The sequence below is a fragment of the Plantactinospora solaniradicis genome, from assembly GCF_042658085.1.
Lineage (GTDB): Bacteria > Actinomycetota > Actinomycetes > Mycobacteriales > Micromonosporaceae > Plantactinospora > Plantactinospora solaniradicis.
In genome coordinates, this window is the sequence record NZ_JBHSPR010000001.1 from 865,435 (window position 1) to 876,881 (window position 11,447).

The 11,447-nt window shown below is 71.4% G+C and carries 11 protein-coding genes and 1 tRNA gene; 7 read left to right on the plus strand and 5 right to left on the minus strand.

Annotated elements, in window-relative coordinates; all coding sequences use genetic code 11:
- Positions 1 to 5 precede the first annotated feature (5 nt).
- Positions 6 to 758: a phosphatase PAP2 family protein gene (locus ACFP2T_RS04010; RefSeq protein WP_377417333.1), complete on the minus strand. Its 753-nt coding sequence runs from the start codon at positions 756 to 758 to the stop codon at positions 6 to 8.
- 115 nt (positions 759 to 873) lie between these two features.
- Here ACFP2T_RS04010 and ACFP2T_RS04015 point away from each other — a divergent pair, with 115 nt between their 5' ends.
- Positions 874 to 2,127: a DUF4032 domain-containing protein gene (locus ACFP2T_RS04015; protein WP_377417335.1), complete on the plus strand. Its 1,254-nt coding sequence runs from the start codon at positions 874 to 876 to the stop codon at positions 2,125 to 2,127.
- 57 nt (positions 2,128 to 2,184) lie between these two features.
- Here the strand turns inward: ACFP2T_RS04015 and ACFP2T_RS04020 are convergent, their stop codons facing one another.
- A complete protein-coding gene (locus ACFP2T_RS04020) occupies positions 2,185 to 4,146 on the minus strand; it encodes an NAD-binding protein (protein WP_377417337.1) in 1,962 nt (653 codons plus the stop codon).
- Between the two features lie 93 nt (positions 4,147 to 4,239).
- Between ACFP2T_RS04020 and ACFP2T_RS04025 the strand changes: the two genes are divergently transcribed.
- Positions 4,240 to 4,737 (plus strand): MSMEG_6728 family protein, encoded by a 498-nt coding sequence (locus ACFP2T_RS04025; protein WP_377417339.1) that lies wholly within the window; start codon positions 4,240 to 4,242, stop codon positions 4,735 to 4,737.
- Between the two features lie 5 nt (positions 4,738 to 4,742).
- On the plus strand, positions 4,743 to 6,305 hold the full coding sequence (locus ACFP2T_RS04030) for an FAD-dependent oxidoreductase (RefSeq protein WP_377417341.1): 1,563 nt from the start codon (positions 4,743 to 4,745) through the stop codon (positions 6,303 to 6,305).
- A gap of 76 nt (positions 6,306 to 6,381) precedes the next feature.
- On the opposite strand, the gene ACFP2T_RS04035 is transcribed toward ACFP2T_RS04030, so the two are convergent.
- Positions 6,382 to 6,621: a hypothetical protein gene (locus ACFP2T_RS04035; RefSeq protein WP_377417343.1), complete on the minus strand. Its 240-nt coding sequence runs from the start codon at positions 6,619 to 6,621 to the stop codon at positions 6,382 to 6,384.
- Between the two features lie 66 nt (positions 6,622 to 6,687).
- Positions 6,688 to 7,887: an L-2-hydroxyglutarate oxidase gene (gene lhgO / locus ACFP2T_RS04040; protein WP_377417345.1), complete on the minus strand. Its 1,200-nt coding sequence runs from the start codon at positions 7,885 to 7,887 to the stop codon at positions 6,688 to 6,690.
- Positions 7,888 to 8,143: 256 nt separating this feature from the next.
- On the opposite strand from lhgO, the gene ACFP2T_RS04045 reads away from it, so the two are divergent.
- From ACFP2T_RS04045 to ACFP2T_RS04055, 3 genes are read left to right on the plus strand one after another with little or no spacing between them, the layout of a single operon-like run.
- Positions 8,144 to 8,968 (plus strand): hypothetical protein, encoded by an 825-nt coding sequence (locus ACFP2T_RS04045; RefSeq protein WP_377417347.1) that lies wholly within the window; start codon positions 8,144 to 8,146, stop codon positions 8,966 to 8,968.
- Between the two features lie 3 nt (positions 8,969 to 8,971).
- The gene (locus ACFP2T_RS04050; RefSeq protein ID WP_377417349.1) at positions 8,972 to 9,280 is read left to right on the plus strand and encodes a hypothetical protein; all 309 of its coding nucleotides are present in this window, start codon (positions 8,972 to 8,974) and stop codon (positions 9,278 to 9,280) included.
- Positions 9,277 to 9,885, plus strand: coding sequence for a hypothetical protein (locus ACFP2T_RS04055; protein WP_377417351.1), 609 nt, complete (start codon positions 9,277 to 9,279; stop codon positions 9,883 to 9,885). The genes ACFP2T_RS04050 and ACFP2T_RS04055 overlap by 4 nt, the downstream gene beginning before the upstream one ends.
- A 46-nt stretch (positions 9,886 to 9,931) precedes the next feature.
- Here ACFP2T_RS04055 and ACFP2T_RS04060 read toward each other — a convergent pair.
- A tRNA-Thr gene (locus tag ACFP2T_RS04060) sits at positions 9,932 to 10,008 on the minus strand.
- Positions 10,009 to 10,332: 324 nt separating this feature from the next.
- Between ACFP2T_RS04060 and ACFP2T_RS04065 the strand changes: the two genes are divergently transcribed.
- Positions 10,333 to 11,424 (plus strand): ABC transporter ATP-binding protein, encoded by a 1,092-nt coding sequence (locus ACFP2T_RS04065; RefSeq protein WP_377417353.1) that lies wholly within the window; start codon positions 10,333 to 10,335, stop codon positions 11,422 to 11,424.
- Positions 11,425 to 11,447: the final 23 nt, after the last annotated feature.

Here is an 11,447-nt window from a genome sequence, read left to right on the forward strand (position 1 = left end):
CGACCCTAGAGGTCGCTGGTGAACACTCCGTGCCGGTGCACCCCGCCGGCCAGGGCCGGCAGTGGTACGTCATCCCACGGCACCCGGGCGAGCAGCCGGTCGAGGAACAGTCCGAGCAGCAGACCGGCGATCGAGTCGGTGATCCAGTGCCAGCCCAGGTAGGTGGTGGTGCAGAAGACGATGGCGGGCGGTACGACCCGGATCGCCAGGTACACCCCGGCCGGGGCGTCCGGTCGGCCGAGCGTACGCAGCAGCGCGGCGAGGAGCAGCGCGATCACCCCGTACCAGACGATGGCGTTGGCCACGTGTCCGGACGGGTACGCGGTGCCGCCGGCCGGATCGCTGAACAGCTCCTCCGGATGCGCCAGCTCGGTGTTGTGCGGATAGCCCCGGTCCAGCCACAGCTTCATCGGCCCGATGGTGAACGAGGTGAGCACGAACCCGCCGACCGGCACCAGCAGGGGCCGGACGGATCGGGTACGCAGGCTGACCAGCGCACCCAGCCCGAAGGCGATCGGCATCAGGAACCAGCCGCCCTGGCCGAGCGAGTTGAACACCCGCGCCACCCAGTACGCCGGATCCGGCCGGTGCGCGTCGACCCAGTCCCGGACCGCCAGGTCGAGCCCGAGCAACTGGCCGGCGGCGAGCGCGGCTGTCAACCCGACCACCGCCGCCAGCAGTACCCCGTCGAGCCACCAGCCGGCCGGATGGACGGGACGCAGTCGCGGCCAGCGCCGTACCGTCGTGGTTTGCCGCATCCGACCACGCTACCGGGCGGCCCGGCGGCGGCCGGTGGAGGCCGGCGGCCGGCGCTCGCCCCGGCGTCGCAGGTCGGAGGCCCACGGCCCGTCCGCAGGGTCGCCGGGGCGGTGTGTGTCCGCACACGTGAGGCGGCGGTCGGCGCCCCGGACCGGCATGCTTGTTCCCGTGCGGATCACCTCGGCCCTCGTCGACCCGGCGTTGCTCGACCTTCCCTGGTCGACCCCGCTGGAGCAGTGGCCCGCCGATCAACTGGTCGCGCTGCCGCAGGGCATCTCGCGGCATATCGTGCGATTCGTCCGCCTGGCCGGCACGGTGTACGCGGTCAAGGAGACCGCCGAGCGGGTGGCCGAGCGGGAGTACGACCTGCTCCGCGCGCTGGAACGGATCGACTTCCCCTCGGTGGAGGCGATCGCCATCGTGGCCGACCGGCAGGCCGCGGACGGTGAACCGCTCGATCCGGTGCTGGTCACCCGGCACCTCCAGTTCTCGCTCCCCTACCGGGCGCTCTTCTCGCACACGCTGCGCCCCGAGACGATGAACCGGCTGCTCGACGCGCTGGCCGCGTTGATCGTCCGGATGCACCTGACCGGCTTCTTCTGGGGCGACTGCTCGCTGTCCAACACGCTGTTCCGGCGCGACGCCGGTGCGTTCGCCGCGTACCTGGTCGATGCCGAGACCGGCGCACTGCACCGCCAACTCTCCAACGGGCAGCGGGACGAGGACCTGGAGATCGCCCGGGTCAACATCTTCGGCGAGGCGCTGGACCTCCAGGCCGCCGGGCTGCTGCACGAATCGATCGACCCCGAGCTGGTCTGCGAGGAGGTCGTCCGGCGCTACGAACGGCTGTGGCACGAGATCACCTACGAGCAGCAGATCGAGCGGGAGGCCCGGCACGACATCGAGGGCCGGATCCGTCGACTCAACGACCTCGGCTTCGACGTCGCCGAGGTGGCGATGTCGCTGGTGGACGGTGGTCGCTACCTGGTCCGGCCCAAGGTGGTGGACGCCGGGTACCACACCCGCCGGCTGCTCCGGCTGACCGGCCTGGACGCCGAGGAGAACCAGGCCCGGCGGCTGCTCAACGACCTGGACACCTACCGGGCCGAGAGCGACCTGACCGACGAGCAGCAGGCCGCACACCGCTGGCTGACCGAGGTCTTCGAGCCGGTGGTCCGCGCCGTGCCACCCCACCTGCGCGGAAAACTCGAACCGGCCGAGCTGTTCGTGCAGGTCATCGAGCACCGCTGGCGACTGTCCGAACGGGCCGGCAGGGACGTCGGGCTCGCTCCGGCCGTACAGTCCTTCCTCGCCGACGAGCTGGTGCACCGCCCCGACGAGCAGGCCGTACTCGGCGCGGCACTGTAAGGAAGGGCCCCTTCTTATCGTTTTCTGTAGAAGAAGGGCCCCTTCTTAACAGGGTGCCTAGCGGGGTGGCTCGGGGCGGCGAGTGGGTGGGATCGGTTGCGAGCTGCGGCGTGTGGGGCGGGCGGGTGAGCCGCGAGAGGTGCCACGACCGGACTGGAGTTGCTGCTCGGCGGGGCGGTCGCGCTGGGCCGCCCGGCTCGACTGCCGGGGTACGCCCGGCCGGACGGCCCGGTCCGGCTCCTCGGTGCCGTACGGCGCGGGTGGCGGCGGCGTACTCGCCTCGCGGAGCAGTCGGTTCAGCCCGGCCCGACGGACCACCACGGTCAACCGGTCCCCGGGCCGGAGCCGCTGCTCCGCCGGAAGTGTCCATTCGGTACGGGGCTGACCGGCCCGGGTCACCGCGATGACCCGAACCCACTCCGCCTGGCTCACCACCCGCAGTTCCTGACCGGCCAGGTTCGCGCCGGCCATGATCGGCACCTCCGCCACCAGCAGCGCGTGCCGGGCGATCGGGATGGTCGCGATCACCGCCCGGTTCAGCAGGGCCGCCGAGAACGAGGGAGCGGCGAGGTACGAGACACTGCGGGAGACACCGATCTTGAAGGTCTTCTGGATCCGCTGGGCGAAGTCCCCGTCGAACAGCCGCAGCACCACCCGCAGGTCGGAGCGGAGCGCCCGGCCGTGCAGGGCCGCCTGGAGGTTGCTGACGTCGTCGGTGGAGACCACCACCAGGGACTGGCAGGTACCGACCGAGGCGGCGTCGAGCGTCTCCTCCCGCGCGGCGTCACCGATGATCAGCGGAACGTTGAGCCGGCGGGCGACGGCGGCGCCCCGGGCCTCCGGATCCTTGTCGATCGCGACCACCTCGACCCCGAGGTCGTTGAGCTGCCACATCACCCGGGTGCCGACGTTGCCCAGACCCACCACCACCACGTGCCCGTTGCGCTCGCTCGGCAGCGCGCCGGCGTCGAGCGCCAGCCGGGCCTTCACGATCCCGTCCACCACCGCGGCGGTGATCAGCGGAATCAGCGCGAGGCCGGCGAGGTTGAGGACCACCTGGAGTACCTGCGCCGCCGCACCCTTCTCGACGTCCGGGTCGGCACCGACGATCGTGGTCACCATGGTCAGGTAGAGCGCGTTCCCGATGCTGGTGTGCTCGGCGAAGGAGAGCAGGAAGCCCAGCACCACGACCACCCCGAGCACCGAGATGGTGGCCATCCCGATCTTGCGGGTGGCGAACGACCGCATCGCGCGGAACAACACGGACAGCCGTCGGCGGGGCCCCCGGCGGGACCGCAGCAGCCACCGCCGGGTGGCCAGTTCGGGTCCGACCTGCCCGGTCGCCTCCGCCAGCACCAGGTCGGCGCCGGACTCGTCGGCGGGCAGCACCAGCGGATGGTGCGGGTCGCGGGTGTCGGCCAGGCCACAGACCACGTGTTCCGGCCGGACGTCGGCGCGCGGGGCGACGTGCAGGGTCCGGCCGCCGTGCCGGAAGTACGTCGGCGCGACCTCGCCGAGCGCCGCCGCGACGAACGCCGGCGCGGCCATCGACGCGTCGGAGAGGACCGCGCTGTCCGGGAAGAGTTGGCGGATCCCGTTGCCGAGGTTCATGTTGAACATCCGCAGCACGACCCGGAGGTCCGGCTCGACCTCCTGGGCGCAGAGCGCGGCGTGGATGTTGCCGACGTCGTCCTGGTGCAGCAGCGCCAGACCACTCGCCCCGACCAGCCCCGCCGCCCGGAACGTCTCCTCGTCGAGCCGGTCCGCCCGGATCGACCGGACTCCCCGGATCGACCGGATGTCCGGCCCGTCCTGCCGACGCTGGTTCGGCACGATGACGGTGACCCGTACGCCGTTGCCCTGCGAATCGTTGCCCAGCAGCTCCTCGACGAGATGGACGGCGAGCGCGTCCTGGCCGCAGACCACGTAGTGCGGGCGGGTGTCGCCGTTGGTCCGCAGGCCGTCCCGCAACCGGGTCTCGAACGCGCGCCTGGCCCGGGTCCGCCACAGATCCGCCATGTCCGGATGGTAGTCAGTGTGATCACCTGACGCAGCCACCGAATTTCCGGACAATGTGGGCATGACGGCACCGATTCCGGGTAGCGCGGGCTGATGCAGACCTTCCTGCCGTACCCGGACTTCGGACGGACCGCCCGGAGTCTGGACCAGCTGCGGCTGGGCAAGCAGCGCGTGGAGGCGATCCAGGTGTTGCGCGGGTTGATCCGTCCCGGATACGGCTGGCGGCACCATCCGGCGGTGAAGATGTGGGCCGGGTACGAGGAGGCACTGGTCCGGTACGGGCTGGACATCTGCGTGCAGTGGTGCTCGACCGGCCGGGCGGACACCTGCGCCGACACCCTGGTCGCCGATCTCAGCGCCGGCTGTGGGCTGGAACAGGTGCGCCGCCAGGACGAGTTGGCGGCGGCCGGCGAGTTGCCGCCCTGGCTCGGCCGGGAGGACCTGCACCTCAGTCACCGCTCCTCGCTGCTGCGCAAGGACCCGGTCCACTATGGCCCGATTTTTGGCGACGTTCCCGATGTGCCCTACGTCTGGCCCGCCTCCGACCGCCCACCCGGATGCCTGCCACCGCCGCCCGTCGGGAACGGGTAGCCCGGATGGAGCCCTCCCGCTGGTTGTCCCGGCTGACCGGCGTACGCCCGGAGCTGGCCGAGCCCGGCGGCGGTGGCCGGGAGCGGGTGCGGGACGGCGTCGACGCGCTGGTGGTCGGCGGCGGGATCGCGGGCATCTCGGCGGCGGTGGTGCTCGCCGAGCGCGGCGTACGGGTCACGGTGCTCGAAGGACGGTCGAGGCTCGGCGGCCGGCTCTGCACCCGACCCGAACGGCTGGCCGACGGTACGCCCCAGCCGGTCGACCACGGCTTCCACGCGTTCTTCCGGCAGTACTACAACTGGCGGTCGATCCTGCGCCGGATCGATCCGGCGCTCCGCCTCCTCCGACCGGTGGCCGGCTATCCGGTGCTGCACGCCGACTGGCCGACCGAGGAGTTCGGTCGGCTGCCGGCCGCGCCGCCGTGGAGCCTGCTGGCCCTGGTCGCCCGGAGTCCGAGCCTGCGCCTGCGGGACCTGCGCCGGATGGACGGCCGGGCCGCGCTGCCCCTGCTGGCGTACCACCCGGTGCGCAGTTACGCCGAACTCGACGGTACGACCGCCGAGGAGCTGCTCGACGCGCTGCGCCTGCCGGACCGGGCCCGGGCGATGCTCTTCGAGGTCTTCTCGCACTCGTTCTTCAATCACGAGGCCGAGCTGTCCGCCGCCGAGCTGGTGGCGAGCTTCCACTTCTACTTCCTGGGCAATCCGGAGGGCCTTGCCTTCGACGCTCCCGACCGGGACTACGACTCGGCGGTCTGGCGGCCCCTCGCCGGGTACCTCGGCCGGCTCGGGTCGCGGATCCACACCGGTACCCAGGTGACGACACTCCGCGCCGACGATGCCGGCTGGTGCGTGGAGACCGGCTCGGGGCAGCGCCACCGGGCCCGCTACCTGGTGTTGGCCGTGGACCCGCCGGCCCTGACCCGGCTGCTGGCGGGCTCGCCGGAACTGGCCGCCACGGCGCCCGTACTCGCCCGACGGGTGGCGGGGCTGGGCACCGGTCCGCCGTACGCGGTGGCCCGGTACTGGCTGGGCGGGGACGTCGCCGCCGACCGGGCCGTGTTCGGCGGGGTGTCCCGGCAGCCCACGCTGGACTCGGTGACGCTGTACCACCGGCTGGAGGCGGAGGCGGGCCGCTGGGCGGAGCGCACCGGCGGCTCGGTGCTGGAACTGCACGCGTACGCCTGCCCGGTGGGTGTGCCCGCGCCGGAGCTGGCCGAACGGATGCGGGCCGAACTGGTCGGTCTCTGGCCGGAGGTCGCCGGCCTGCCGGTGCGGGAATCGCGGTCCCGGATCGAACGGCGGGCCCCGGCCTTCAGGCCGGGTGACCATGCCGACCGTCCCGGCGTGGTCACCGACGCGGACCGGCTATATCTGGCCGGCGACGGGATCCGGACCGAGGTTCCCAGCGCGTTGATGGAGCGGGCCGCGGTGACCGGACTGCTCGCCGCGAACCACATCCTGCGCCGGGAGGGTGCCGGCACCGAGCCGGTCTGGTCGATCCCCCGGTACGGCCTGCTGGCCCGGCGACGCGCCGACCAGGGCGGACCGGGCGTGCGCCGGTCATGAACCGTCCACGGCCGACCGGGCGGGCGGCATCCGGGGGAGCGTCCGTCGGCTTCCGGTGGGTGGGGCAGCATCCGCCCTAGCGCTCACCGCCGGCCGCCGCCCAGCCGACGGCGGCGAGACAGAGCAGCAGCACGATCCCGGCCCGGCTGGTGGCGATCCGGGTCACCGCCCAGGCTGTGGAACGCATCCCGGGCAGCGTGGCCTTCGTCTTCCGGTAGTCGGTCCAGGCCCGCCGGGCGACCGCGTACCCGATGCCGGCGAACAGGCCGAACGCCACTCCGAGCAGGAGTGCTGCGGCGGGTACGGGCCGGTCCACCCCGCCAGTTTGTCCGCAGGAGGCCGGAGATCGGTATCACCTGATGTGATGACGGAGGCGGGCCGGTCAACGCGTCGAGGGATCGGCGGGCAACCGGTCGACGATGTGCCGGGCGATCTCGAACGAGCTGGTGGCGGCCGGGGACGGCGCGTTCAGCACGTGCACCTGCCGATCCGCCTCCACGAGCAGGAAGTCGTCCACCAGCCCGCCGTCGGGGCGTACGGCCTGGGCGCGTACCCCGGCACCGGCGGGCACGATGTCCGCCTCGGTCAGCTCGGGTACGAGCCGGGCCAGGCTGGCCGCGAACCGCTTCCGGGACAGCGACCGGGTCACCTCGGTCAGTCCGTACCGGTAGTGCCGGCGGGCCAACGCCCACAGACCGGAGTAGCTGGCCTGGTCCCAGACGTCGCGCGGGTCGAAGCGGCGCCAGGAGTAGCCCTCGCGGGCGGTGGCGAGCACCGCGTTCGGCCCGGCGTGCACGCTGCCGTCGATCATCCGGGTCAGGTGTACGCCGAGGAACGGAAACTGCGGGTCGGGCACCGGATAGATCAGCCCGCGCACGAGGTCCCGCCGGCCGGGGACCAGCTCGTAGTACTCGCCACGGAACGGCACGATCCGGGCCGGCGGGTCGACGCCGGCCAGCCGGGCGATCCGGTCGGCGTGCAGGCCGGCGCAGTTGACCAGTACGTCCCCGGTCACCTCGCCCGCGCTCGTGCTCACCAGTACGCCGCCGGGCCGGGCCCGGATCCCGGTGACCCTGGTATCGAGCCGCAGCTCGGCGCCGCCCTCGGCAAGCAACTCGGCCAGCCGGCGACATACCGCGCCGAAGTCGACGATCCCCGTCGAGTCGACCCGCAGGGCGGCCACCGCCGAGACGTGTGGCTCGTACTCGGCCGCCTCGATCGCGCCGATCAGGGAGACCGGGAGCCCGTTGGCGACGGCCCGTTCGTGCAGCGCGTGCAGGCGGGGCAGCTCGGTGGCCTCGGTCGCGACGATCAGCTTCCCGCAGATCTCGTACGGCAGCCCCTGCTCGGCGCAGAACCGTGCCATCGAGGCGCTGCCGGCCCGGCAGAGGGTCGCCTTGAGACTGCCCGGCCGGTAGTAGACCCCGGCGTGGATCACCCCCGAGTTGTGTCCGGTCTGGTGGGCCGCCCAAACCGCTTCCTTCTCCAGCACCGTCACCTGGTCGCCCGGCCGATCGGTCCGGAGGCGGTGTGCCACCGCCAGGCCAAGGATCCCGCCACCCACGACGACGTACCTGGTCACAGCGCTCCTCTGGCCGCCCGCATCGGCATCGATGGTATGCGGCCGGGCGATCGTGTCGTGGCCTCCGCCGAAACCCGACCACCTGCCGGGCGGGCCGTCGGTTGTTCCGGGCGAGCAGATCGTCGATCAGTTCCCGGCGCAGCCCGACGACTGTCAGATTTCCGACGATTCTTCCATGATGGAGATTAATCGGACGAATATCGGTAGTGGGTCTGTATCGCCCGATTTATAAACCTCTTCGACTATGGGGGGAACGATGCCGACCCATGCTCAATTGCAGGCCGAATCATGGTGGAGCCGCGAGATTCTGACCCCGGAACTCGACTGGCTCGGCGACGAACTGTGCCGCCGCACCAAGCGCCCGCGCGGAGCCTTCGGCAACAAGGGCGACAGCAACCACCTGCGCGGCGCCCACCGGTCGCAGGAGTGGATCCTCAAATCCCGGTACGCCACGTCCCGGACGTACACCGTGCAGTCCGGACTTACCGCGGTCCAGCAGCGGCACCTCGCCGGGGTCGACTTCACGCCGGGATCGACCAGCCAGATGATCGCCCAGTGCAAGCGGATCTACGCCGCCATGCGCGCCGGCCAACTCGAAGAGGTACGCGAGTTCTACGGCAACGTCGACGGAAACAAGGTCGTCGACGGCTGGGACAACGTACGCAACCGGGCCGCGAGCAGCGATTCGAGCCACCTCTGGCACTGGCACCTGACCCTCGACCGGCGACACTGCGCCAACAAGCACCTGATGGAGCGGATCCTGGCGATCGCGCTCGGAGACCCTGTGGAGGAAGACGTGGACGACGCGACCATAGACAAGATCGCAACGCGTACGAAGACCAAAGTGATGGCCGACACCGGCATCCAGCAACTGCTCGCCCGGGTACAGCAGTTGACCGTCGACCAGGCCACCCTGCTCGACGCCGCCGGTCGGGACCCCACCGACGAGAAGGCCATCGTCGACGGCGTACTGGCCGGGCTCGGCACCCGGGACATGGACAGCGTCGCCGCAGCCCTCAAGACCGCGTTCGGTGATCGGGCGGCAGAGCTGGCGGCGAAACTGGTCACTCCGGCGAGCTGACGTGTGGGCGAACTGGCAAACTTCCTGCCCGCCGGCGGGTTCGGCGCTGTCGGGGTCGGCAGCCTGCTCGTCACGGTCGTGGCGTACCTGCTCAACGCCAACCGTGCCGATCGCAAGGAGTACCAGGAGGCGATCGACCGGGCCGAGAAGCGCGCGGACGACGCCGCGCGCCGAACGGACGCCGCCGAGCAGCGGGCCGAAGGACTACAGCAGGCCGTCGACGAGGCCCGGACCGCCCGGCGGGCCGCCGAGGACCGCCTCGCCCTCGCCGAACGCGAACTGGCCCGCTACCGAGCGGACGGTATGGCATGAGCGATGAGACGGTGCAGTTCCGGCAGCGGATGGACCGCCGTATCCGTCGCCGGTTCATCATCGTGGTGGCGGCGACCGCGCTGATCGCCGCCGGGGCCGGCTGGGGCTGGGCGAGCCTGGGCGAACAGGCCGCGGTCGAGCGGGGCCGCGCGGACACCGCCGTCTCCGGCGCCGAACAGCTCTGCCAGCAGGTACGCCAACTCGGCGGCAACTGCGTGGTCGATCCGGCCAGCCTGCGCGGCGAGCGCGGTCCGGCCGGACCGGAAGGTCCACCCGGGCCACCTGGCGTACCCGGTCTGAACGGTCGCGACGGCCAGGACGGTGATCCCGGGCCGCCGGGTCCTACCGGCGCGGAGGGGGCGCCGGGAGCGGACGGTGCGTCCGGTCCGGAGGGTGCACCCGGACCGGAGGGACCTGCGGGCGAACCCGGGCCGTCGGGTGAACCGGGTCCGTCGGGCGAACCGGGTCCGTCGGGTGAACCGGGTCCACCCGGCCCGATCTGCCCGACCGGTACGACCCTGCGCATCCTCACCGTGACGACGACCGAGGGACCGCAACAGGTCGCCGCCTGCGTCGCCGACAGGCAGACGCCGGAACCCGAGTAACCGGCGCCCCGCCGTCGGTCGTCGCGTTCAGCTCGGCGGGGGTATTTGGAGCCCCCGGCCGGGCTCGAACCGGCGACATCTCGCTTACAAGGCGAGTGCTCTGGCCAACTGAGCTACAGGGGCGCGATTGTTCGTGGTCAGCATAGCCACCGGGACCCTGCTACCACGTCCGGCACCGATTCCGAAACCCGACAGTCGACCGCCCCCGGAGCCAGTGGCGGCGGATCATGCCTCGATGCCCGAAATGTTCGTCAGATAGGTCCCAACCACGGGTCCCCACCTTGGCATGTGAGAAAAACCCGTTTACCGTGGCGTGACGCGGATGACAACCCGATGCTGCCCTGCGGCCGCCCGGGCGCCCTCCACGGACCGGTGCGGTAGCGCACCGGTCGTTCTTTCACTCGGATCGTCCGGCACGTTCCTGCCGGTGGAAGGAAGCGCTTCACCATGGCTACGGTCACGTACTCGAAGGCCACCCGGGTCTACCCGGGTACCGAGCGCCCAGCGGTCGATCACCTCGACCTGGAGATCGGCGACGGCGAGTTCCTCGTCCTGGTCGGCCCCTCCGGCTGCGGCAAGTCCACCAGCCTGCGGATGCTCGCGGGGCTGGAAGACGTCGACGACGGCTCGATCTACATCGACACCCGCGACGTCACCCACCTGCCGCCGAAGGCCCGCGACATCGCGATGGTCTTCCAGAACTACGCGCTCTACCCGCACATGTCGGTCTACGAGAACATGGCGTTCGCGCTGAAGCTCCGCAAGACCTCGAAGTCGGAGATCGACCGGCGGGTCAAGGAAGCCGCCGCGCTGCTCCAGCTGGAGGACTACCTCAGCCGCAAGCCCAAGGCTCTCTCCGGTGGTCAGCGTCAGCGGGTCGCCATGGGCCGGGCCATCGTCCGCGAGCCGCAGGTCTTCCTGATGGACGAGCCGCTGTCCAACCTGGACGCCAAGCTCCGGGTGCAGACCCGTACCCAGATCGCGACCCTGCAGGCCAAGCTCGGCGTCACCACCGTCTACGTGACCCACGACCAGGTCGAGGCCATGACCATGGGCCACCGGGTGGCGGTCATGCTGGACGGCGTGCTGCAGCAGGTGGACACCCCCCGTGCGCTGTACGACGCTCCGGCCAACGTCTTCGTCGCCGGTTTCATGGGCTCCCCCGCGATGAACATCAAGACGGTGGCGCTGACCGACAACGGGGCGATGTTCGACACCCTGGCCATCCCGCTGACCCGGGAGCAGATCGCCGCTGCCCAGGCCGAGGGCGGCACCGGCAAGGTGACCGTGGGCTTCCGGCCGGAAGACTGCGACCTGGTCTCGGAGAGCGAGGGCGGCCTGCCGCTGGTCGTCGAGCTGGTCGAGGACCTGGGCTCGGACGCCAACGTCTACGGCCACGCCGCGATCGACGGTGCCTCCGAGCGGTTCGTCGTGCGTACCGACCGGCGGCACATGCCGAACATGGGCGACACCGTCTACGTCAAGCCGCGTACCGGCCGGAACCACGCGTTCCACGCCGTCACCGGGAACCGAATCTAAGACAACGAAGGGGCGGCCACTTC